The organism is Acinetobacter legionensis, assembly GCF_048552295.1.
In the GTDB taxonomy this organism is placed as follows: Bacteria; Pseudomonadota; Gammaproteobacteria; order Pseudomonadales; family Moraxellaceae; genus Acinetobacter.
Genome location: NZ_JBIMCW010000021.1, coordinates 58,750 through 81,449, shown reverse-complemented (window position 1 = coordinate 81,449; position 22,700 = coordinate 58,750). Strand labels below are relative to the sequence as shown.

16 protein-coding genes and 3 pseudogenes are annotated in these 22,700 nt (G+C 32.3%); 7 read left to right on the top strand and 12 right to left on the bottom strand.

The genetic code is table 11. The annotated features are described in order from the left end of the window. Positions 1–209: 209 nt before the first annotated feature. A complete protein-coding gene (locus ACG916_RS15835; RefSeq protein ID WP_419328697.1) occupies positions 210–1,583 on the bottom strand; it encodes a dihydrolipoyl dehydrogenase in 1,374 nt (457 codons plus the stop codon). A 142-nt stretch (positions 1,584–1,725) separates the two neighbouring features. Between ACG916_RS15835 and ACG916_RS15830 the strand changes: the two genes are divergently transcribed. Further along, on the top strand, positions 1,726–3,738 hold the full coding sequence (locus tag ACG916_RS15830) for an Ig-like domain-containing protein (protein WP_419328698.1): 2,013 nt from the start codon (positions 1,726–1,728) through the stop codon (positions 3,736–3,738). A 339-nt stretch (positions 3,739–4,077) separates the two neighbouring features. Here the strand turns inward: ACG916_RS15830 and ACG916_RS15825 are convergent, their stop codons facing one another. The 5 genes and pseudogenes from ACG916_RS15825 to ACG916_RS15805 all read right to left on the bottom strand — a co-directional run. Then, the gene (locus ACG916_RS15825; protein WP_234622392.1) at positions 4,078–4,518 is read right to left on the bottom strand and encodes an META domain-containing protein; all 441 of its coding nucleotides are present in this window, start codon (positions 4,516–4,518) and stop codon (positions 4,078–4,080) included. 78 nt (positions 4,519–4,596) lie between these two features. Further along, entirely contained in the window at positions 4,597–5,658 is a 1,062-nt protein-coding gene (locus ACG916_RS15820) for an Lnb N-terminal periplasmic domain-containing protein (protein ID WP_336954541.1), read from the bottom strand. Between the two features lie 31 nt (positions 5,659–5,689). Further along, positions 5,690–6,202 (bottom strand): dihydrofolate reductase, encoded by a 513-nt coding sequence (locus ACG916_RS15815; protein WP_336954542.1) that lies wholly within the window; start codon positions 6,200–6,202, stop codon positions 5,690–5,692. A 79-nt stretch (positions 6,203–6,281) separates the two neighbouring features. Further along, a pseudogene (gene thyA, locus ACG916_RS15810) lies at positions 6,282–6,566 on the bottom strand (thymidylate synthase); the annotation flags it as partial. Positions 6,567–6,948: 382 nt separating this feature from the next. Further along, positions 6,949–7,070: pseudogene (locus ACG916_RS15805) on the bottom strand (DNA adenine methylase); the annotation flags it as partial. 193 nt (positions 7,071–7,263) lie between these two features. Between ACG916_RS15805 and ACG916_RS15800 the strand changes: the two are divergent. Both ACG916_RS15800 and ACG916_RS15795 read left to right on the top strand, forming a co-directional pair. Then, the gene (locus tag ACG916_RS15800) at positions 7,264–8,034 is read left to right on the top strand and encodes a DUF4145 domain-containing protein (RefSeq protein ID WP_228150338.1); all 771 of its coding nucleotides are present in this window, start codon (positions 7,264–7,266) and stop codon (positions 8,032–8,034) included. Positions 8,035–8,056: 22 nt separating this feature from the next. Further along, positions 8,057–8,821, top strand: coding sequence for a hypothetical protein (locus ACG916_RS15795; RefSeq protein ID WP_419328699.1), 765 nt, complete (start codon positions 8,057–8,059; stop codon positions 8,819–8,821). A gap of 450 nt (positions 8,822–9,271) precedes the next feature. Here ACG916_RS15795 and ACG916_RS15790 read toward each other — a convergent pair whose 3' ends face one another. The 3 genes from ACG916_RS15790 to ACG916_RS15780 all read right to left on the bottom strand — a co-directional run bounded on the left by ACG916_RS15790 (position 9,272) and on the right by ACG916_RS15780 (position 12,411). Beyond that, entirely contained in the window at positions 9,272–10,144 is an 873-nt protein-coding gene (locus tag ACG916_RS15790) for an HNH endonuclease (protein ID WP_419328701.1), read from the bottom strand. After that, complete coding sequence (locus ACG916_RS15785; protein ID WP_419328703.1) at positions 10,141–11,673, bottom strand: AAA family ATPase; 1,533 nt, start codon at positions 11,671–11,673, stop codon at positions 10,141–10,143. The genes ACG916_RS15790 and ACG916_RS15785 overlap by 4 nt, the downstream gene beginning before the upstream one ends. 510 nt (positions 11,674–12,183) lie before the next feature. After that, positions 12,184–12,411 carry a helix-turn-helix domain-containing protein gene (locus ACG916_RS15780; protein ID WP_097077665.1) on the bottom strand — a complete coding sequence of 76 codons (228 nt, stop codon included), beginning with the start codon at positions 12,409–12,411 and terminating at the stop codon, positions 12,184–12,186. Positions 12,412–12,490: 79 nt separating this feature from the next. Here ACG916_RS15780 and ACG916_RS15775 point away from each other — a divergent pair, with 79 nt between their 5' ends. The 4 genes and pseudogenes from ACG916_RS15775 (at position 12,491) to ACG916_RS15760 (ending at position 17,561) form a co-directional block, all read left to right on the top strand. Then, positions 12,491–12,979 (top strand): hypothetical protein, encoded by a 489-nt coding sequence (locus ACG916_RS15775; protein WP_419328704.1) that lies wholly within the window; start codon positions 12,491–12,493, stop codon positions 12,977–12,979. A 720-nt stretch (positions 12,980–13,699) separates the two neighbouring features. Then, a pseudogene (locus ACG916_RS15770) lies at positions 13,700–13,890 on the top strand (helix-turn-helix domain-containing protein); the annotation flags it as partial. A gap of 89 nt (positions 13,891–13,979) precedes the next feature. After that, positions 13,980–16,427: an AAA family ATPase gene (locus ACG916_RS15765; RefSeq protein WP_419328706.1), complete on the top strand. Its 2,448-nt coding sequence runs from the start codon at positions 13,980–13,982 to the stop codon at positions 16,425–16,427. Between the two features lie 282 nt (positions 16,428–16,709). Beyond that, positions 16,710–17,561 carry a thymidylate synthase gene (locus ACG916_RS15760; protein WP_419328708.1) on the top strand — a complete coding sequence of 284 codons (852 nt, stop codon included), beginning with the start codon at positions 16,710–16,712 and terminating at the stop codon, positions 17,559–17,561. A gap of 61 nt (positions 17,562–17,622) precedes the next feature. Here ACG916_RS15760 and ACG916_RS15755 read toward each other — a convergent pair whose 3' ends face one another. The 3 genes from ACG916_RS15755 to ACG916_RS15745 are packed head-to-tail and all read right to left on the bottom strand — an operon-like array spanning position 17,623 to position 22,615. After that, positions 17,623–18,123, bottom strand: coding sequence for a hypothetical protein (locus tag ACG916_RS15755; protein ID WP_419328709.1), 501 nt, complete (start codon positions 18,121–18,123; stop codon positions 17,623–17,625). After that, positions 18,120–20,222, bottom strand: coding sequence for a site-specific integrase (locus tag ACG916_RS15750; protein ID WP_419328710.1), 2,103 nt, complete (start codon positions 20,220–20,222; stop codon positions 18,120–18,122). The genes ACG916_RS15755 and ACG916_RS15750 overlap by 4 nt, the downstream gene beginning before the upstream one ends. Continuing rightward, a complete protein-coding gene (locus tag ACG916_RS15745) occupies positions 20,222–22,615 on the bottom strand; it encodes a site-specific integrase (RefSeq protein WP_419328712.1) in 2,394 nt (797 codons plus the stop codon). The genes ACG916_RS15750 and ACG916_RS15745 overlap by 1 nt, the downstream gene beginning before the upstream one ends. Between the last annotated feature and the right edge of the window lie 85 nt (positions 22,616–22,700).

Genomic DNA, 22,700 nt, shown 5'->3' with positions numbered 1-22,700 from the left:
TCAGAAGTGAAACCTCTTAGCGCTGATGGTAGTGTGGGGTTACCCATGTGAGAGTAAGTCATCGCCAGCTTTTAAATCTAAAACACCCCGTTCTCTAGCGAGAACGGGGTGTTTTTTTATGTGCGCTGTTTAGTGGCATAATGAAATAGAAATGTTTGGAAGAAAATATAAAAGCTCTATTCTTCAAAATAGAGCTTCAGGTAAAAGCGTTATTTAAGTTGTCTTCGGGCATGTTTTAATGCTGTTCTTAAGCCTTCTTCCAAAGTTGGATGATAAAAAGGTTTTGCTAATACTTCATCAATTGTTAGTTCTTCGGAAATGATCCAAGAGAGTAAGTGAGTCATATGTTCAGCAGATTCAACAAAAAGTTCAGCACCTAAGAGTTTTCTGCTTTGCTGATCTACATAAACTTCAGCAGCACCTTTATTTTTACCTAAAACCAATGCACGACCTTGCTTTTCATAAGAAGCAAAACCTGTAATAAAATCTATGTTTGATTTTGATAGTGAGGCAAAGCTTTGACCAGCAATTCCCATTTCAGGACTACAGAACACGATACCTAAAGGTGATAGGTTATTTAAGTTGTATACATTGGGGAAATTTAAACAACTTGAAATGACATTTCTTCCTTCATTCGCAGCCTCATGTTGTAAAGGTGTTTGAGTGAAAGCATCACCAATAATAAATATTGGAAAATCAGCCAATTGTTTAGTGTTGTGATGAACCGGTAATTGTTTTAAATCTGAGAATGCCTGATCAATATTTTCGAGGGATAAGGTTGATAAGTTTGTAGCACGACCAGTCGCATTTAAAATATAGTCAACCTGTATGGATTTAGACTCATTATTTTCGATAAATGATATTTCAACACCATTTTCAAGATCTTGAATTGAATCAGGTAAAACTTCAAATTTTATATTAAGTTCTTTGGATAATTCCGTTTGTGCAATTTCTTGTAAATTAGGGCTACTCAATACCCCTACTTTTTTGCTTCTTGCAAAAATAGTCGTATTTACGCCTAAGCGATGCATTGCTTGAGCCATTTCAATTGCAATCACACCACTACCGATTACGGCAATAGATTTAGGCAAAGTCTCAAGTTCAAATACTTCATCCGATGTGATCAGTTTATTGCCTATTTTATTTTTCCAATCCTGGTTATAAGTCGGTGTTGAGCCTACAGCAAGAATAAATGATTTAGATTGATAATGTTTTCCATCGACCTCAACCGTATTTGCATTTACAAATTTAGCTTCGCCATCAATTTTATGTGCAGTTTCCCAACTTTCTACATCTTTAAGCGTCGCACGAGCAAAGCGGTCACGTAAATTTCTGACATGTTGCATAACTTGACGTGTATCGATCTCTGCTTTTACCTCTAAAGCGACTTCTTTAGCATTTTGAATGTCATACATTCGATTTGCAGTTGAAATGAGAACTTTACTTGGCATACAGCCAACACGGACACAGGTTGTATCCCATGGACCTTTATTGATAATCAGTATGTTAGATGTATATTTGATTGCTTCTTTATATGCACTAATACCTGCTGTACCTGCGCCGATGATGATGATGTCGTACATGATATAAACCTAATTGTGAATAATAGTAATTACATTAAAAAACATTTTGAAATAGCATATTTACACATATAGATAACTATGGTTACATAGCACTCAAAATAATCTACAACAATTTTTGGGGATTCTTAGGTTGAGTAAAATTATGGATACTAGAAAACTTACTGGAAAGTTAAGTGCTATTGCAATTTCTATTTTGTTAGCGAGTTGTGGTGGGGGCGGTGGAGGTTATTATGATAAGAATGATAACGGAACAGGCAATGGTAATGGTGGAACTACAGTTGAAGCTGTAAATATTAGTCCAATTACTTTGTTGAATACAGATTCTATAGCTACAAACACAATAACAGTTTCTGGTGCTACAGCAAAAGTAAAAGTTACTGATGCTAGTGGAAAAGGAATTAGTGGAGCATTAGTTACTTTTCAAGGCACAGGAGTGGTGTTTGGTACTTCAAATGGTGCTGTTTTAACCAATGCTGATGGAGAAGCAAGTATTTCAGTTAAGCCTGAAAATAGTACAGACACTGGTAGTTATCAGTTGACGGCAACAGTGAGTCATAAAGATTCAACTGCGACAACAACGCCTTATAATTATTCTCTACAAGCTGCAAATATAACCTTTGAAAACATGGTTGCTGCAAATACCTCACTTGATTCTGGTGGCTCAACGATCATAACGCTTAAAACACAAGACTCAGTGACCAAAAATAATCAAAATAACATTACTGTGAATTTCAGTACAAGTTGCGGTACTTTTGATAACAACGCTGTGGTTTCATCAAATCAAGGTGATGTTGCTGTTACATATAAAGCAATCGATATAAATGGTAAGTTGTGTGAAGGCGGACAAAAGATTATTGCAACTGGCAGTAATGTTTCTGTTTCTAAATCTGTTGATATACAAATTGCAGCAATTGCAGCCAATTCTTTAGTTTATACAACTGTTGGTAAAGTAAACTTAGTCACTCGAAATAGTGGTTCAGCTTCTTCTGGAAGAATTGAGTTTACTGTGTATGCAAACGGTACGCCTGCAGCGAACCAAGATGTCAACATAGAATTAACGAAAGCTCCGAGTGATTTAAGTTTTGTTACGGATGGTAATCGAATTCCCAAAATAGTGAAAAGTGATGCATCAGGTAAAGTAAATGTAAATCTTTATCCAGGTAACTTACCTGGACCAGTAGAAATTAAAGCTACACTAGCAAGTAATACCAATATTTTTGTGTTGTCTAAAGAAGTAGCAGTTGCTTCTGGTCGTGTAACACAGAATGGTTTGAGTTTGTCTGTAAGTAAAATAGCTTTAGCTGGTGATGGCGATGGTGATATTTCAACAATTACGGCACGGATGGCTGATCGTGTAGGTAACCCTGTACCAGATGGAACCGTAATTAGTTTTATTTCGGAAGGTGGAAGTGTTACTCCAAATTGTGCAACAACGAATGGTGTTTGTTCGGTTAATTTGACTACTCAAAATCCGCGTCCACTTGATAGTCGAGTAAGTGTTTTAGCTTTTGTTGAAGGTGATAAAGAATATGTGGATGTAGATAATGATAATATGTATACGATAGGCATTGATAAATTAACACAAAATATTGGTGATTTCTTTTTAGATGATAATGAGAATAATCAGAAAGATGAAGGTGAATTTAAATATGTCCGTGGGGCATCAGGTGCAACATGTATTCCATCTACAATCGCTCAGCCAAATATTGAGGGTACGTGTAATAATCAACTAGATGCAGTATTACGTAAACAATTACGTTTTGCTTTCTCAAGTGAAACCCCTACATTTGTAGCTCTGAGTGGAGTGAATAGTTCAATGACTCAAGCTTTACCTGGAATCTTTACTTTTCAAATGTATGGTAATGGTTTAAAAACAGTCCCAATGCCTTCAGGTACAACAATTTCAGCTACTGCAAAAGATAATACAGATAATAATTTGACTTGTGAGGCAGAAGTTGTTGGTGGGGCGCTTACTGTTCCAGGTATTATGGATTTACTCTTACCAGGCACATTCCCTCAGAAAGATAATAAGATTGTCACTTACAGTGTTCGTAGTCTGAAATGTGCTGCAGGTGATGAGATTCGTATAACAGTAACAACACCTAATGGAACGATAACGAAACCGTTAATTAATGTGGTTAATAGCCTGAATTAATAGGGAAAACAGCGCTTCGGCGCTGTTTTTTTATTTAATAGATGTTCCCATACTTACCCCAACCGTAGGTCTTACATTCATTGAACTACATGCAGATAAAATTAGGCATGAGATCAAGATAAGGCCAATGAATTTCATAGAAATATCCAAATTTTAAGTTGTTGTTATTCTAATCCCAATGATAAGACAGCGTGTGTAGTAAAATTATTGTCTTTCATTGATTGAGTTAAAATTTTTATTCAATTTCATTGTTGATATTGGATTCTATAATCTGAGGTGTTTAAAAGCCTAACGTTTTAAGCTTTTAAACTGTGTATATAAATAACTGCTTAGACGATGTTATGGCGTTGTAAATTGCAAAACACGATTCCCATATTGATCAACTAACTTTAACGTTTTGTCATAGACTTGATAACCTTTCACCTTATTGAGTGCTTCAGTATAGTCAGCCGCAAGTTTCATAGTGTCCTGACAATACATCCGAGTAGAGCCGAGTTGCCCTAAGGTTAAGTGCTGTCCTTTGATGGCGTATGCACCCATAATACGATTACAACCATCTGCACCACTTACCCGTAAATCTGAACCAAATTGAATACTTGGCACGTTGTGAGCATTTGGTGTTGCTTTATATTCTGTTGCACCAATATGCGTGAGTGTCCAATTTTTGTTTTGCAACAAACTTAAATTTTGGCTTTGTTGATCAGCACTTGGTGTAGATGCACATCCAGAAAATAAGAGCGTTGCTGTGATGAATGTGGTTGCGAGTATGGATTTAAACATGCGTATTCTCCTAATTTTTAATGATTATATAAACAAAATTGAGTTAAACCATAAAGACGAGCTGACTAAAGCTATACATTATTGAGCATGTTCATCAGGTAAACCAAAACGAATCACTTTAGAAAAGTTATCGCTATTTTGATATTTAAACTGAGCATATTCAGCTGTTCTTGGATTGATATGTGCTTTTTTATACCATTCTTTGATTGACCATTGATGATTTAATGCACCCAAATCATAAAGATAATTGGGTAAATAACCTGAAGCCAATAAACGATAATCTGTTGGTAATTTTTCAGGGGAAATCGCCTGAACCATATCAAAAACCAAAGTTGTACAGTTACTGGTTAGGGTGTTGTACCACTTTGGATGTTCTGCCAAAGCGGAAGATTTCAAAAGATACTCTTCAAACAATGCTTTGGTTTCTGCTTTTGGTAGTTGAATCGGGAAAAAATAAACCTGCTCACCTCGAATATTACTCCGTGTATAAACAATATCTTTTTCATCTGCAGCGATTAGACTTAGCTCAAACTGTCTAAAAAACCCACCAATTGCAGAAAAGTTTTCATTTTTTTCTTTCCGAATTTCAATGGAAAAAACGAGTGGGCGCTGATTTAAAAAATCAAAGCTAACCAAGGTATGGGCAATCTGTGGTCCCATCCAATAAGAGGTGATGATATTGACGCCTGTAATCTCATCTAAGTTGTAGCTTCTGGTTTCCCAGCGTTCGTCATATTGATCAGGGGAGTGCCAATTAAAGTTACGGACATTATGAATCGTGACAAGATGACCTTGCTGCTCGTAAGTAAAAATTCTGGAAACTTCTGGACTCCATTGACGATCTTGTTGCGCAGGAATATTAAAGTACCAGACTAAGCTGACAATAAAGGCGATGATATAGATCAAACTGTCAGTTTTTCGGCTAAATATATTTTTAGTAAAATAGATTCCAAGAATACTCAGTGCAAAAATAATCCAAATAGGGATGATGATATAACTGAAAATCTTTCCTAAGGGATGTTGAATCCAAATTGCGAAACAAAACCACAGGCTGCTCAATACGACAAATAAGCTAAACAAGGAATGGATTATCCCCATTCCAAGTGTATGCAGTATTGATCTTGCTTTTAAGCTATCCATAAGCCACTATTTTTATTCATAAAGTTCAGTGCTATTTTCGGTATGTTGCAAACTCAAAAGCAATAGCTGTTTTGTCATCAACATGTGACTCGCTCGCAACTTTTTTAAATTCCGCTGGAATTTCTGGATAATACGCATCACCTTGTACATCGAGTTCAATGTGGGTGAGCTCTAAACGATCAGCAATGTGCATGGTTTGTTTAAAAATTTCACCACCACCAATGATAAAGATACTGGCAGGTTTTTCTGAGACCAATACATCAGGAATCGCTTGCTCCAAAGCAGCATCTATACTATGGGCCGTTTTAACTCCAGCAAAACTCCAATCCTGATCACGGGTAATCACCCAATTGACACGTTTAGGTAATGCACGTCCCATCGATTCAAGCGTTTTACGTCCCATCACCACAACACCACCTTGGGTGATTTCTTTGAAGTGCTTAAGGTCTGCTGAAATATGCCATGGAAGATCGTTCGCTTTACCAATGCAGCGTTGTTGATCCATTGCAACGACATGCACAATTTCAAAGTTTTTAAATGTCATAATGAATTCGCTTATTATCCATTGGAAAATTTTCCCTCCTATTGCAAGGAGGGAATAAGGAAAGACTGAATTAAAATATTTAAACAGCTACAGGTGCTTTAATTGCAGGATGTGACTCATAACCTGTAATTTCAATATCTTCAAATTTAAAGTCAAAAATATCCTTAATTTCAGGATTTAATTTGAGTTGGCACAGTGGTAAGGGCTCACGTGTTAACTGAAGTTTCGCTTGTTCAAAATGGTTAACATATAAATGTGTATCACCGCCAGTCCAGACAAAATCACCTACGCCTAAACCACAAACTTGAGCAACCATATGAGTCAGTAGAGCATAGCTGGCAATATTAAATGGCACCCCTAAAAATTTTATAACCCTAAATTTTTGCACAATATGCTTTCCAATAAGGGTTTTACTACCAAATTATAACTGTGCATTATTAATTTTGCACATTTGGTAAACCCAAGCATATTCTAGAACAGTTAATTAAAACCAGATACTCATCTGAATGTAATTAAATAAGTTTTCCCTAGAAGGATAATTATAGATAAATTTAATACTTTTAGCCATCCTTTAGTTCCAAAATTGATACGTACTGACAAAAACGAAAGATCAGATATTAAAGTTTATTTACTCCTTAGGTATAAGTTCAATACAAGCAAAAAATTTACACTTTAAAATGTAAACCTACGGTTAGGTCTATGTTCAAACTATTAATTATTTTAACTTTTTATGTATGTTCTAGCTAAAACAGTGTTTCACCACTAGCGAATAATTCAACATAACATTGATGTTCTAGTATTTTTCAGCGAATTGCGGCCCTAGTCGACTTTTTCCACCCATCCAAGGAATAATTGGCTTGGTTTTCATCTTTTCACCTACTGCATTTTTTCTTCATTTTCTGATAGCCTCAACATACTCTTTACAGGAGGTGATGAAGCATTTTCTGCGGTAGTCAACTTACCCAAGGAGGCATAGCTTGCTAGAATAAACTATGTCGCTTGGTTTTGTTTCTTATATTTATAATTTTCAATAAGTTGGAAAAGATTCCTAAGGGTGGGGTATGCTAAGTAAAAATCTAAATAAATCAATTAACAGTATTGTTTTTGATTGTCCTTATTGTAATGCCAACAAAATTACTTTTGATATAAAAGGAATAAATAACCCTCAATTAGATAGAAATAATAATAAAATTCATTTTCAATTATTTGCAGTTTGTAGATCATGCAAAAATGCCATTACGGTAAATGCTATTGAAAATGAAGAGTTCTTTAAAATGGCTTTAGGGGATAAACTTAATAATGATCGTGGAACGACATATCTTCAGATTGTTCTTAATTACTTTAATGAACACGAACGAGATTTACATACAATTTTTTCCTCATTTTTTTATAACCCAATTCTACCTAGTTCAACACAACCTCCTGAACACTTACCATCAGAAATTGAAAATATCTTTTTAGAAGCATCAAAATGTCTTTCAGTAAATTGTTATAACGCAGCTGGTGCAATGTTTAGACTTTGTTTGGATATTACAACCAAGAAAATTATTGATAATCATTCAAATAAAAATCCAACAGCAAATGATAAAAAAACGATCCATTCCCGCTTGAAATGGATTTTTGAAAATGAAATTTTGCCTTCAGATTTAGAGGACTTGTCTCGTGGTATTAAGGATGACGGGAATGACGCTGCCCACGATGGATCATTGAACAAGGATGATGCTGAAGACCTATTAGACTTTACTTATATTTTACTAGAACGGGTTTATACAGAGCCTGAACGCGTGAAGATTGCAGCTCAACGTCGAGTTGCTCGTAGACAAACTCCGTAGCTGTTCATTTAGGATAATCTAATTGCAAAATAAAACAAATACACAATCAAAATTTAAACCGTTGATTGTTGTTTCAGGCTTATATTTATTACTGATGATAGTTTTATCTGTTGGTGATCTCTCTGAATTCAAAGAAATGAAACCAAATGAATGGGGCGATTTCCTCGCAGGCACTTTCGCGCCTTTGGCGTTTATGTGGCTAGTTTTTGGCTATAGACAGCAAGGCGAAGAGTTAAAGCAGAATACAGAAGCCTTAAAACTTCAAGCTGAGGAATTAAAAAATAGTGTTGAGCAACAAAAGCAGCTTGTAAAAGTGACACAAGTAGAACTAGAACTCATTAAAAATAAAGATGACCGTCAAATCAAATTAGAAACGATTAATGCACAACCATTCTTTCATTTTTATGAAATGAAAATTGCTCCTCTATTACAAAATCCTGATGGGACAACTATGGGATTACTTGAATTTTCATTCTCTTTAAAAAATAGTCGTGGTGTTTGTAGAGAGATATCTATTACAAATGCAAATTATAATAGAAGTCTAATTTTAACTACACAGTTTGATTTACTTGATAATGAGACTAGTGCTGAAAAAATAAAGTTATATTTACCATTTGAATTTGAATACAAAAATGGTGAATCTTTTACAGTCGATTTGGAAATTAATTATCATGATGCTTATGATATAAAGCAATTTCAAATTATTGAACTGTCCGTTGAGCGTGATTATTCATCTGAAGAATTAGCATTCAAAATGCATACAAAAAGAAAAGGACAATCTTTCTAAAATCATCAACACCCACATCATTCACTCAATTATAATCATCAGAATGTATTTCCATCTCATCATGACTTGGAATTGACATAAATTTGGGTGTACTTGGGTGCTTAATCATATACTCTACAAGTGAAGGACAGGTCTTTATGGTATTTTGTTGTTCTGCTGACTTGTAAAATTAAAAGCATGGGATGATTTCTTGATTAAATAATAAAAAAGTTATATGCAAAATCAATAACTACTTGGACATGTATTCTTCTTTCATCTGAACTTGTTTTCAGTTTTAGTTTTAAATGAGACTATATAAAGCCGTGGAACAAGAAAATCAATAAAAGGCCCACTCTGGAGGGAATGGGCCAAGATTCTGGAAGTATCGGATTGAATTTAAAGGATAATTATGAATCATTAGGTATAACGTGCATTATGTTAATTTTACGAAAATTTGACTGTTGCTTTTACCTAATGAATTTGAACTCGATTAAAGATATTTGGATCTTTAGCTAATGCTCTATAAAAAACTTTACGCCAATGATTTTCAAAAAGACCTGGAGTATTTGAACAATCTATTAAATATTCCTGTAAAGCAGTTCCTGTTAGCATTCTCAAAGAATTTTTCAATAGATATAATAGTTGAGAAGCCTCACTATTTATTCGTAATTTATATTCAGCTTCTATTCTATAATCTTTAAAATGTTTACTAGCTCTTAGTTTATCATCATTAGACCATAAACTAGGTGGATTAGTATAAATATTCAGCCCTAAGGTAGTATAATCACTTATACTACCTTCAATCCATATATCATTAAAAAATATTGACTTATCAAAATATGGGTGAATTGGTTGATCAATATAACAAGTTGCTACAGTATTCAATTTTCCAGTATTACAAGTACCACATGATGGTAATAAATTACTAGTGAATACAGAATATTGAGGAAAATCTGCCTTTGGTAGATAATGATCTAATGTTGTAACAGGATTACATTCTCCACAATATGGACACATATCTGCAGAGCTTTTAATTACATTATATATTTGTTTTCTTGCATCTTTATCTTTCCTATCTCTCATATAGCCATATAAATTATTTAATTTTTTTTTAGATGTATTTTTATGTAAAACTGGGTTGCTTCTACGATCTAAACCAATCATACATGATGTTAATTTGTAGCTTTCTAGATTTTTAAATGAACTATCTATTAAGAAAGCATGATATACAAAATAATGGTAAATTTCTTTATAAGAATCTATTAGGGTTTTATCTAAAAGAGTATCCAAGGTAATTTGTACAGATTGTAAATCATTAATAGAAATTTTATCTAATTTGATCATTGATTGCGCTCCATAATAAGAACACGCAATAAACCTTTTGCTTCTGTACCTAATTGATTGTGGAATTTACTTACTATATCTTCATAAGTAAGCCCTTCATCAACTAAATCCTTTAAAAATTTCAAAAAACCAGATTCTTTCACTTCTAAACCAAAAATTTCATTAGTCAATATTCCAATATTTTCGCCAAATGTTTCGCATTTAGGCTTTTTCCCCACCATTACAGCGCCATGCCTTGTTAACTTTGTTACACAAGTTTTCGGAACCTCTTGTACAACAACTGGAGAGTGAGTCGCAATAATAGCAACAGCGTTCCTATTTCTTAAGATATTACTAAGAGCCCTAACAAAGGCTGACAAGAGAGGTGGATGTAAGTGACATTCAGGCTCATCTAAAATTACTAATGATTTTTCTTCTAACCTTTCTACTAACTTAGTAACTGTTAATAATACAATTTTATGACCTGAACTCATTCTCTCAAACTTTTTGCATATAGCTTCTTTTGACTCATTATTTAATTCATGAAGTTCCATCTCTGCAAAGTTAGGATCAGAACAAAGAGTTTTGATTGAATCATTCCAAATATTTCTTTTTAAATTAGTTTTTAAAATAAAACTAAATGAAGAGTAAAATTCTGTTGTTAATTCTTTTGGTGTTTTTGATTTAGGTTTATCAAGAGCATCATCAGGAAAATAATTTTTTAAACCAATGTAATGATATTTTGTTCCATAAACATTAATTGAACCATCTTTAGGTGGAATAAATGGATCAAATGCACTAAAAGATACAGAAATTAATTGGCTAAAGAAGGTATAATCTATTTTTATACTCTCCACTTCACCTAAATAATCAGTAAATTTTTCACTAAAAAAAACTTCATCAGAATTAGATGTAATGGCTTCAATCATTGAATTTAAAATATGTGTTTTTCCAACTCCATTTCTACCAATAATCGTATGAATATTCGTAGGAGGCATTGAATCTTTTAAAACATCAAAATCTAAAGTAACAGGATAGTTTTTATTAGATGCAATTATATCAAACTGAAAATTAAAATCTGTTAAAATAATTTCATCATTTATAATTTTTCTAAATTTTTGTTCTATATTTAAAATACTGGTATCCCTAAGGAAAGCTTTCAAAAAAGCTCCCTCCGATTTAACTTCGTCTAATAATGATTTTTTGTTAGCTATATCATTTAAATTATCCAGTATTTCTAATTGAATACTTGGATCTAATTTTTTTAAATTTAAATAATATTCCTCATCTGTTCCTAGTGAATAAAAATTATCCTCTAATTTATTAAAAACTTGAGCGATTTTTACATCAGTGTAATCTCCTTCTGTTTGTCCTTTAAAAGCTATTCTTAAAGTACCAATCTTATTCTTTACTAAATCAGAACCACAATAAATTAAGTGAAAGTATGTATAATAACCTTGATCATTCCAATTATCTGTAACTAAAAAAAATGTATCAGCTTCTGGAGTAAAACTTTTTTGATCAAAATAACCAATTTTTTTAAATTTCATCAGTATATCTAAACATATAAAATCATTATTAAATTATAACTATCTAAAAAAAAAATGCACTCACTCTCTCAACATTCAACCTAAAAGCCTGCAAAAACTTGCTTGCTCTTAAAGTATTGCCGAATACTAAATTCAGGTTGACTGAGCCACACATCGGTTGTCCACGACAGTAGGTAATTGTGCTTTCCTACATAGGCTGAGATTACGGTTCACACACCGCATCGACACGTTCCAAAATCTATTTGATATAAAATCTCATCTGCGAAATGCACATGTTAGAACCCATTGAAAGTGCTGAAATTAGATACGACTCTCTGTCTATTTTTTGTGAAATTTGGTCTCCAATAGAATAAAGAATATGCAGTTTCATTCAAATTGAATATTTTTTGGTAGATCATAATGTGTTAAAGATTGCACATTATGATCCTTTTTCTACCTTAAAGTACAACTATTTGACTATTATGAATGGTTGTAAAATTATAACTTTCCATACTTTACTATGTAAAAAATCTAGAATTTATTAGTTAGAAAAGTTGTAATTTTTTCATCTAAATGCATTAACCAATCATGTAACTCAATAAAGTCTAATCTTCTCTCACAGTTTTCAACTTTAGCAACATAGGACTGTGGTTTTTTTAAGGACAAGGCTAACTGTACCTGCGTTATATTTTTAGATTCACGCAGTTTAATCAATTCTGTAATAATTTCCCTATACCTAGGGTCGTGTATTGAGCTCATAGCTCAAAATGGTGTACTATTCTAACAAATATCCCAAAATGGGATATTTTTTACTTTCAAGTAGTATGTTGAGTTTTTTATGCCTAAAAATCATAAACTTAGTCGTTGTTTGATTAAGTTTTTATCAAATCACAATTTTATAAATAGCGAATTTAAAACCATATTTGATGGTTTTACAAATGAGTATCCTGAGTATCGTGGCTATAACGGCTATCAAATTACCTATAATATAATTAGAAGTTTAGTTAAAATTAATTTGATTACGCTTACTCCTCGTACTCGCCAAAATTATGAGTATTCCTCAAATTATACAATGTCAGAACTCAATACATATTTATTAAACAAAGGAATTAAGTCTGATTTTCAAGGCGAATTTGAGAAAAAGCTTAAAAGTTTGAAGATAGCGCTGGAGAAGACTCAGTTAGAAATTCAATTTTTTGATCAATATCTAAAAGAATTTCCTCTGTTAAAAGATACTCTTATCGTGTTTAAGAAAAACAGTGAACAACAACTTAAGAATCTAGAGTCTGAAATCAGTGTCCTAAATAAGATAAGTGCTCATCTTTAACATGAGTACTTATTTGAAATTACATCAAAATTCAGTAGCTAAATTACCAAGCAATATCTCATTATCAAAGCTTGAAAATCTCTTTTAATTCATTTTCCAACTTTTATTTTCATCTATGTTCAACGTTTGAGTGAAAGATTTCAGTTGAATGGTTTTTAGGTGGACAACGTTTATTGTCTAAAAGTAAGTGACCAAAGCGATCTGAATTTGGTGAATTGAGTAAGTAATCAAGTGCCCTAGAAGATTGGATTAGTAAATATTTCCCCCATGCATCATATCGAGGATAAAACTAGGAACTTCTGTATTGGTTTTCATCACATATTTTTTGCTTGAAGTGGATAATTTATTTCATCTGGAACCCAATTCCCTTGATACTGTGTTAAATAAATCCAGTGACCTATACCATTTTTCAAAAGTTAATCGACCAAGAGTCTAATAGTCCATTGAATCTTCAATCATGGCGCAATGATAAACAGTTAGCCTCAATTTAATATTTTCCTTTACAGTACTTTGCAAGCGATGATATTAATATTACAGTGAGTTTTATCAAATTGCTAAAGAACAAGCAGTTACAATGTGGAAAGAGCAAATTAATTATTACAGTATTAGATCAGTTTAAATATATTTTGAACTGAGTGAAATATGTACTGATGAATTGATTAAGTGTATTATTAAAAAAGTTAGCTATATCACTAATTAAATTGGAGATTTGTAAGATATATGAAAACTAGAATAGAAATTGGCAAAGAAATCTGCGCTGTGAAAAAGCGCTCTGCTACACGCAAAAAACTTTATCAGAAGAAAACAGAATTAATAAAACAACGATATCAGAGATCGAAAATGATCGATTCACTGTTTCATTTCTTGTGTTTGAACAAATTCTTAATTTTGTCAGATTAAAATTTAAAGTGTGAAAAAGCAAACACCAATTTCCTAGAAGCGTTTAATCAAGCGGTGGATTAATTTTTCAATAATTTTAAAAAGTATTAAAGGGGAAACTATGTTAAAAAATATAGAAATACAAAACTTTGGAAGCTATCAGAATTTTAATGGATTATCCGAGAAGAATTATTTTAAAAAAATGAATATCATCTATGGAGCAAACTACTCTGGAAAAACAACTTTATCAAGGATTTTCGCATTATTAAAAAATAAAAATGACCCAGAAAACTATTTGAATCCCATTTTTAAAACAGTATTTGAAAATGAAATTATAGATTCTAGTAATTATAAAGAAAATTCTAAAGACTTATTGGTGTTCAATAAAGATTTTATAAATGAAAATTTATCTTTCCTAGTATTTAATAATCATGAAACAGGTAGTATAAAAAGTTTTGATGCTGTTGTAGTTGGTCAAGATCAAATTTTAATAGATAATAAAATAAATGAGTTGCGATTTTCAATAGAAGTTCTAGATAAAACTGAACAAGGAGTTAATAGAGCAATAGATCTAATTAATAGGGATAAAATTAAAATTGAAAGAGAAAAGTCAGGATTAATAAGAGTTAAAGAAAATAGTTTAACAGAGAAAGCTAGAGAGCTTGAAGCAAGTGGTTTAAATACTGCTCGTACATACAGACGACCAAATTTAGTAATTGATATTGATGGGATACTATTAGGAAATCCTCAATTAATAAGAAAATTAACTGAAGATGAAATTCTAAAAAAAATTAATGATATGAAGGTTTCTCAAAAGCCAGAAATAAATATTCAAAACAAAGTAGTTGAAATAGAAAATTCTATAAACCAACATATTGAGCATTCCGATAAAAAATTAAAAGAAGTAGTTGAGAAAAACATTACAAAAGAAATCAATGAGTTTTTTAAAGAATGGGCACTTCAGGGTTATCATTTACATAAAAAACACAATAAAGAAAGTTGTGAATTTTGTGGTGGAGAGCTAAAAAAATCAGTATTAGAACAATATGAAATTTTCTCGAACCAAAGAGAAGAAAATCTCAAAAAAGAAATGATTGGACTTATTGAAAGCCAAAAGAAAATATCTAAAGCTTTATCTGTCCTCATAGAGGGATTTGTAGAACCAGATGCATACTTCTATGATAGTTTTAAAAGTGAATATTTAGTATTACTTGAAAATATTAAATCAAAAGCATTTGATTTTTTAGAAAGCCTATCCTTATTAGAGTTAAAATTAGATGAAAAACTAATTAGTTTGAGCCTTGAATTATTTTTTGACTTTAGCTCTTTAAAGAAAAGTTTTAGAGCTTTAATTGATGCATATATTCAAGTGATCGATATATGTAATAAGAATGATGACTTTTCAAAAAATATTAGTAGAGAGCAAAATAAATTAAAAGCTGAAGTACTTGAAGAGCGTATTGTTGAATACTTAATTGAATTTGAATGGCACAAAAAAAATAGTAAAATAATTGAGTTAGAGGAAAGTGTTAGGAAGCTAATTCCATTTGAACAAGAAAACTCTGAAAGAGTTTTGGAAATTCAAACCTATCAGGTTAATATTCAAGAGGAAATAAAAAAACTAAATGCTCAAAAAAGCACAATAAGTGCAGCAAGTGAATTAGTTAATAAATTCCTTAATAGTTTTTTTGGTCATGAAAGTTTATCTTTAATTCCTATAGAAGCGGAAGGCCAACAAGGTCGATTTAAAATAGTTAGAAATGGACAGGAAGCCTATAATTTAAGCGAAGGCGAATGTACGTTGGTGGCTTTTTGTTATTTTATCGCTTTAGTATACAATTTGAAAAATATAGAGAAATTATCAGATGTGATCATTTATATTGATGATCCTATATCGAGCTTGGATTCTAATAATATTTTCTATATTTATAGTCTAATAGAAAATATTATATGTAAAGAAAAATCATATAAGCAATTATTTATATCGACCCACAACTTAGAATTTTTAAAATATCTACGAAAATTAACTATTCCTAAAAATAGAACAAATATTAAAAGTTGTAGTGATCCATCTTGTACTTCAACCAAAAGAAATGAAAAAGAGGATGTCTCTTTCTATCTTATTAATAAAGAAAATAATATTAGTAAGTTAGATGTGCTTCCGAATTATTTAAGAAAGTATAATACGGAATTTAATTACCTTTTTTCACAGATATGGAATTGTGCGCAAACAACAACTGAGCTAGGTCCGGATCAAATTTATAATTTCAGCAATAATATGAGGAAATTTTTTGAAGTATATAATTATTTCAAATATCCTTCTGATCAAGATAAGTCAGCATTTAGAGAGAAGTTCTTTGATGCAGAAAACAATCTTAATCACTTTAAGCTAGTGGATAGAATAGCAAATGAGTATTCACATGCTGAAGAAATATTTGATAGAACAATGAGACCAATTTCATCACAAGAAATGATTGAGACTTCAAAGTTTATATTGGAAAGATTGAAATTAAATGATGAAGTTCAATTTAATGCTCTAGTTCAAAGTACTATAGATCTACGAGAATAAAAGCTATCCTAAGCTAAGCAAAATGCCTTGGGGCAATATAAAAAACAGAAAATATCTAAATTTATGATTGAGATGGAAGGAGGTCATGAAGCACGTTTTTGAGGTCTGTGCAAGAAACACTTAACACTCTATAATATTGAATTAATTCATCAATATTGGATTTCATCATAAATTATTTAAGGTATTGAAAAATATTGTTTTTTGTGATTGGTCTATGTTTTATTTGAATATTATATAACGTGATATTAGTTGAATTTTGATTGGTAATATTTAGGTGGTTAAATGAAGCAGTATCTAGATTTGTGTCAACGCATAGTTGATGAAGGCGTATGGGTTGAGAATGAACGAACTGGAAAGCGTTGTTTAACCGTTGTTAATGCTGATTTAGTATATAACGTAGGAAAGAATGAGTTTCCTTTAGTTACAACTAGAAAAAGTTATTGGAAAGCAGCTATTGCAGAATTGCTAGGCTATTTGCGTGGATATGACAACGCTGCCCAATTTAGAGCGATTGGTTGTAATACTTGGAATGCAAATGCTAACGAAAATGGAGCTTGGTTAGCGAATCCTTATCGTAAAGGTGAAGACGATATGGGGCGTGTCTATGGTGTTCAGGGACGTCATTGGCGTAATTCTGAGGGTAAAGAGTTTGATCAGCTTCGTAAGATCTATGAGGATTTACGAAATGGGATTGATGATCGTGGCGAAATTCTGACTTTCTATAATCCGGGTGAGTTTGATATGGGATGCTTACGACCTTGCATGCATACTCATACCTTTTCTTTGGTGGGAGAAACACTTTACCTAACGTCGTCACAACGTTCATGTGATGTACCATTGGGTCAAAATTTCAATCAAATTCAAGTCTTCACTTTATTGGCATTAATGGCTCAAATTACAGGTTATAAGGCAGGAAAGGCTTATCACAAGATTGTGAATGCACATATCTATGAGGATCAGTTAGAACTTATGCGTGATGTTCAACTTAAACGTGAGCCTTACGCAGCTCCAAAACTTATAATAAATCCAAAGATTAAGACTCTCGAAGACATAGAAACATGGGTAACACTAGATGATTTTGAGGTCGAAGGCTATCAATATCATGAAGCAATTGCTTATCCTTTTTCAGTATAAATAGTAAATTCTATTGGGTGAGGATTTAGTATCTTTATCCAATAGAATTAACTTACGATATCTAGTGTTTAATTAAATCTGGCAGGATGCCTTTGCTTTCTAATAATGTTTTTAACCGTTCGATTTCTTGTTCTGCTAACAAAATTTTTTTTTGATATTCTTCATATAAATTTTTATAATAAGCATGAGATTCTTTTTGAGTCTTTAACTGTGTATGAAGGTGATCAAAAGAAAGTTTGATATCTTGGTATTGGTTAAACCAATAGATAACTTCTTGTCTTGCCTGATTAAGTTTTTCATCTAACGATGTTTTATCACTTATGCGTTGTTTTTTATTTTCCTCGTCTTTGGAGGATCGTTTCTCTTTAATTCTTTGTAGATGTTTTAATGGCCAGTCACGATTTGTAATAGTATTTCGATGAATTCCAGCCATTTTTGACAATTGGGCAATAGTAGCTTTAAGTGATGGATTGTTCTCTATTTCTAGTAATGATTTTTTAAGTTTTAAGGTATTTTCCTCATAGTCTTCAGCATTTTTTTGATCATAAGTATTGGTATTCATAATTCTACCTCTTCACCTAGGCTCTCTAGAACCATTGCAGCTTCATCCATTGCGGCTTTAATTTGGTCACGATTATAAGCATATTCTGGTTTATTAAGATTTGCTTTATTCAAGATATAAACTTCACGCCATTTAGGGGCATGTGTACTAGTAACAATAGCTTGACTACATCTTGCAGGATTGCATCGTAAGGAACCAATACAGGGTAAAGAGGAGTCAAATTCTTCAGTTCTGTTACCGTAGCATATACCTTGACCTACATAGACAACAGCCATACCTTGATCAGTCATTGCCTCATATATTTCTTCTTCAGTGTATCCAGCTGCCATATATCCTTGGAATATCTTGATGAGATTTTGCTTATGTTCAGCGGCTTTGCTGCCATAGTATGCTGCATTTGGATTATTTACAGCTTTAACAACCTCTAATTCAGCAGAGTGCCTTAAGGATCTACTTGTTTTTCGGCTACCACCCTTTGAAAGTAATTCCCCTATTTCACCGTAGCCTAGAGTTACAGTTGATGTAGCCCCCATTGATGTAAATTTATTCACATTATCCACAAAGTGTTTCAGTTGAAAGGAAATGAGTGGCAATCCGACTTCTGCCCTAAATAGTTGATAGGTTAAAGTGTGACGTAACATATAAGGATTAAATTTGATTTGATCCGCTACTTGGTGTCCTAAAAGTTGGGTAATAAGATTATTTATTTGGTATGAAAGACCGCTACTTTTCATTGCTACAGCATTACTATTGGGTTTTACAGTATCTACGTTAGATACTAGGTAAGGTGAAGATTTGATTTTCGAGATATGAGAAGCTGCCAATATTGCGTCTCTAATAATTGGAATGGCTACCCATTTATCATCAAACAAGCCGGTATTGATCTCTTGCTGATGTTTCTTGAGTGAACTTTTAATCAACCAAATTCCATTTTCCTCTACAAGGCAACTACAGTTTTCTACTTTGATTTCGGCTAATTCTGATGGTCTCATCCCTGTATATTGACCAACTAGGTAAAGACATGAATATGCTACTAAATTGAAATATTCACGTAGATTGTTAATATTAAAACCAGCATTTTTCAATGATTTTCGTATTGTTCGGTCTCCCATTAGTAAAACTTTGTCGTTCATCCTTTTATCTAACTCAATTTTTTCAAAAACTGAGCTTGGAGAGTAGCCTTTAGCCCTTAGGCGAAGTGCAATATAGTAGTTAAACATTTTAAGGTTAATTTTTTCTTTATTTGCCCAAGACGAATATTTACTTGCACTAAAGCGCTCCAGAGTATGGATATCTGATATTTTCGATTTTTCACCTATATTGCTTAAGAAATCTACTACGATGAATGATGTCATTTTAGATAAATGTTCGAAGATCTTATCGGGTAGAATTTTATCTTTTTCCTGTTTATTTTTATTAGGTTTTTTTTTCCAGTCTAAACTTTCCAAATCGACATAAATAATTGATTTATCAAAAACATATTTGGTGGAGGAGGGACTTCTCATATATTCAAAAAAGCCATACAGCTTCGTAGTTAGCAACTGATCAAAAGTTTTTGCCGCTTTGTTATAATGTGTTGAATCAATATCAGATAACGATTGAAATTTGTATTGGATGAATTCATGCCCGAATTCTTCATTGAGTATTTTAAATATTTCATTAATAAATTCTAGACCACTTTTGAAAATAGGAATTAAGGTGTTAGCTTTAAGCATTCCCTTTTTAGAACCTTTCCGACTACTATTTTTAGGTCGAAAAATAAGATTGTTAAGTAGAGCAAGTTCAAAGATAACTTTTATTTCAATTAAAATAAATTTTGGAATGCTTTCATATTTTGTATAGTCAATACATAGTTTTGCACCTTGAACATTACGAGCAGCATGAGGATAGTCAGCGTTGAAATCCCAAATACTATCTGAAAATTTAGATGACTTTGAAATTGGTCGCTCCATTAAATCATTGACATATTTAAAAGAATTATCAGGTTTTTTTGGAGAAAATTTACTATCTAATTTTTCACCTAGATTCGGTGTATTCATTAGATAGAGACGATGTTCTACAAAACTCGTTAATATGTTTAGTTTTGTTTCATTATTCATTATAAAACTCCATCAACCAAAAAAGTTGCTTCAATGTATTCAGCTGTAATTTCAGCATTTTTAAGTTCTTCTATAGAAAAATCAGATAGTTTAGGGTCTATAATGTGTTTTATAAGCTCTAGATTCTCTTCAATCACACGGGCATATGGTGTATTCATTACCTGAGAGTTCTCAATGAGGAGCTTGTAATCACGTTGCATTGCAAAGATTTGGGGCAGATCCTTAACTGAAACAATTACATTGTCACAGCTTAAACATTTGTTATATTGAGAACATGGTGTTCCATGAGTATAAGATGATAAATTTTTAATAAATTCTGGGGGGGCAAAAATGTTCTTGCATTCAGCGAGTGGTGTCTTAAATGTAATTGTTACATGATCTTCCTTTTTGAGTTCAATTCGTTTTTGTTTTTCTTCAGATTGAGTATCTAACGTGGATTGTTGTATTTCGATTAATTTTTCATTGAGCTTTTTTCTACTTAAAGCATTAAAGTCCAAAGAATCTAAATATTGAATAGTTGTGCGAATAGATTTATGACCTAACAGAAGCTGAATTTCACGTAACGACGCTTCAGAATCAAGCATTTCGCTTATTAAAGTGGGTCTAAATCTACTGATTGTTAAGACCAATGGGCAATCTTTATCATTCGTTAAATTGTATTTTTTTACGAATTTAGAGATAACATCGGTTAGTTTTTTCGAATTTTTATCTTCATTTCCTAATAAGGGCGTTATTCGTCCATGATGTTTTACACTATTGGATTGATATATAAATAATCTTTGCTGATTTTTTTCATCGTCGATATTTTTTCTAATGTCACGAGTTAATCTAATTACGTCATCGAAAATAGCCTTTACAGTTTGCGCTTGCTTTACTGTAAGCCAAGAGATATCAGCATCGATAAAATCCAATGGGTATTCTTTGTAGCCATCAGATCTTTCTTTCCAATATTTAAGGCAGGGGCATGATGTCGCAGGATGACAAGGTTCATAATCATCTATATTTAAAGCAATTATAGAATCAGTATTTAAACCTGTAACTTGAGCTAGTTTTAGAAAATATGGTAAGAGTAATTCTACTCCTATGATAGGTGTGACCCCCCATTCTTTATATACAGTCATTAGTCCTTTTTTTGAATCTGCTATGATTCTAAGGAACGATTGTTCGATTGGCGTTTTTGCTGTACTAAAATGAATAGGTTTACAATCCAACATGTTTTCGAACAACCAACGAGCGTTTTCTAAAGTTGATAAACCTCTTACCCGATTACCATTTTGATCTAAAGGGTTGGAGCCCATACCAGTTTTTTTATAAGGCTCTAGACTTAATTTAGCTTCATTAAGTTCCTGATCGATAGCTTCTAATATTTGAATGCGCTCATTTTTGCTGAAAGGTTTTTTTAGATCTGTTTGTCTTGTAGTATCAAAGCCTGCTACATCAAAAAAAACATATTCTAGTCCTTTAATTTTCGTTAGCCGATCCAATGTGACGCGTACTGAACTTAGAACAGTATTAGCATGATGGCTTGATATTTTATTATCCAATATATTATTTTCTAAGTGTTTCCTATATTTAGATAATAAGTGTTCATCAAAATTTTCTAAAATTTTTAAGGGTGTATTTCCATGTAGTCCAGAAAGAAATTTGATAAATAGGCTACATGCATTTCTGTAGTTATCTTTTCCTGATTCTGATGCTAACGAGTTCGTCATAGATGCAAAAAGCTGCTCAATCTGAATAAAAGGTTCAGCCTCTGAAGGTTCAATGAAGTCTAATAGGTCATTAAGTTTAAGATTAGCTAATCTATTTAATTTATCTTTTTTGGTTTGATGAAGTGGCTTTGGATTACTATTTCTATCTTCGATCCGTTGTGAAACACTTTTATAATTGGTATCCAATAAACCTAAATTTTCAAGATCTTGATGAATAGATTCCCATGCCTTTTTAACAACATCAAAGCCTAATTCACCCTGTTTGATAGGGCGTTGATCTGTAGGTATTTTTCCAAGTGAAATTTTATTGCCAAAAATAGGTAACTGACTTTTTTCTTTAGAGTTCAACTTTCTGTACCAACTAAGCAGTTTTCTTCTGCTTTCAACGGTGGCAGCTCCTGAAATGCCATTTGGAGATACTAAAATTTCGTTTTCAATCATTACTTTAATTAAAGGATAAGCCAATGCTCTATATTTTTGTGCTGCACATTTTGAAATACCTAAAACGGTTTTAAGGTATTCGACTGATACGTTAAAACCTAAATCTGTATTAGCCTTAGCAACAGGTATTTCCCACATAGCATCTATGTCATCAGATACCGTTTCTACCCATTTTATGACAGTAGATTTAACATCTTTAATTCGTCTTTTATTGCTAATAACTGTCTTGAGATCTGCCATGATAATTCCTGTTTATTAAGGCCCCAATCAATATAATTAATTACTTTTGCCATCCATTCATATTGATTTGCTAAAGAAGTCTAAG

What these genes read in the sequence shown, in the direction of transcription:
- ACG916_RS15790 (WP_419328701.1), bottom strand. Translation starts at nt 10,144, where the DNA reads ATGATCAAATTAGATAAAATTTCTATTAATGATTTACAATCTGTACAA.
- ACG916_RS15835 (WP_419328697.1), bottom strand. Translation starts at nt 1,583, where the DNA reads ATGTACGACATCATCATCATCGGCGCAGGTACAGCAGGTATTAGTGCA.
- ACG916_RS15750 (WP_419328710.1), bottom strand. Translation starts at nt 20,222, where the DNA reads ATGAATAATGAAACAAAACTAAACATATTAACGAGTTTTGTAGAACAT.
- ACG916_RS15830 (WP_419328698.1), top strand. Translation starts at nt 1,726, where the DNA reads ATGGATACTAGAAAACTTACTGGAAAGTTAAGTGCTATTGCAATTTCT.
- ACG916_RS15760 (WP_419328708.1), top strand. Translation starts at nt 16,710, where the DNA reads ATGAAGCAGTATCTAGATTTGTGTCAACGCATAGTTGATGAAGGCGTA.
- ACG916_RS15800 (WP_228150338.1), top strand. Translation starts at nt 7,264, where the DNA reads ATGCTAAGTAAAAATCTAAATAAATCAATTAACAGTATTGTTTTTGAT.
- ACG916_RS15820 (WP_336954541.1), bottom strand. Translation starts at nt 5,658, where the DNA reads ATGGATAGCTTAAAAGCAAGATCAATACTGCATACACTTGGAATGGGG.
- ACG916_RS15815 (WP_336954542.1), bottom strand. Translation starts at nt 6,202, where the DNA reads ATGACATTTAAAAACTTTGAAATTGTGCATGTCGTTGCAATGGATCAA.
- ACG916_RS15765 (WP_419328706.1), top strand. Translation starts at nt 13,980, where the DNA reads ATGTTAAAAAATATAGAAATACAAAACTTTGGAAGCTATCAGAATTTT.
- ACG916_RS15780 (WP_097077665.1), bottom strand. Translation starts at nt 12,411, where the DNA reads ATGAGCTCAATACACGACCCTAGGTATAGGGAAATTATTACAGAATTG.
- ACG916_RS15755 (WP_419328709.1), bottom strand. Translation starts at nt 18,123, where the DNA reads ATGAATACCAATACTTATGATCAAAAAAATGCTGAAGACTATGAGGAA.
- ACG916_RS15825 (WP_234622392.1), bottom strand. Translation starts at nt 4,518, where the DNA reads ATGTTTAAATCCATACTCGCAACCACATTCATCACAGCAACGCTCTTA.
- ACG916_RS15745 (WP_419328712.1), bottom strand. Translation starts at nt 22,615, where the DNA reads ATGGCAGATCTCAAGACAGTTATTAGCAATAAAAGACGAATTAAAGAT.
- ACG916_RS15775 (WP_419328704.1), top strand. Translation starts at nt 12,491, where the DNA reads ATGCCTAAAAATCATAAACTTAGTCGTTGTTTGATTAAGTTTTTATCA.
- ACG916_RS15785 (WP_419328703.1), bottom strand. Translation starts at nt 11,673, where the DNA reads ATGAAATTTAAAAAAATTGGTTATTTTGATCAAAAAAGTTTTACTCCA.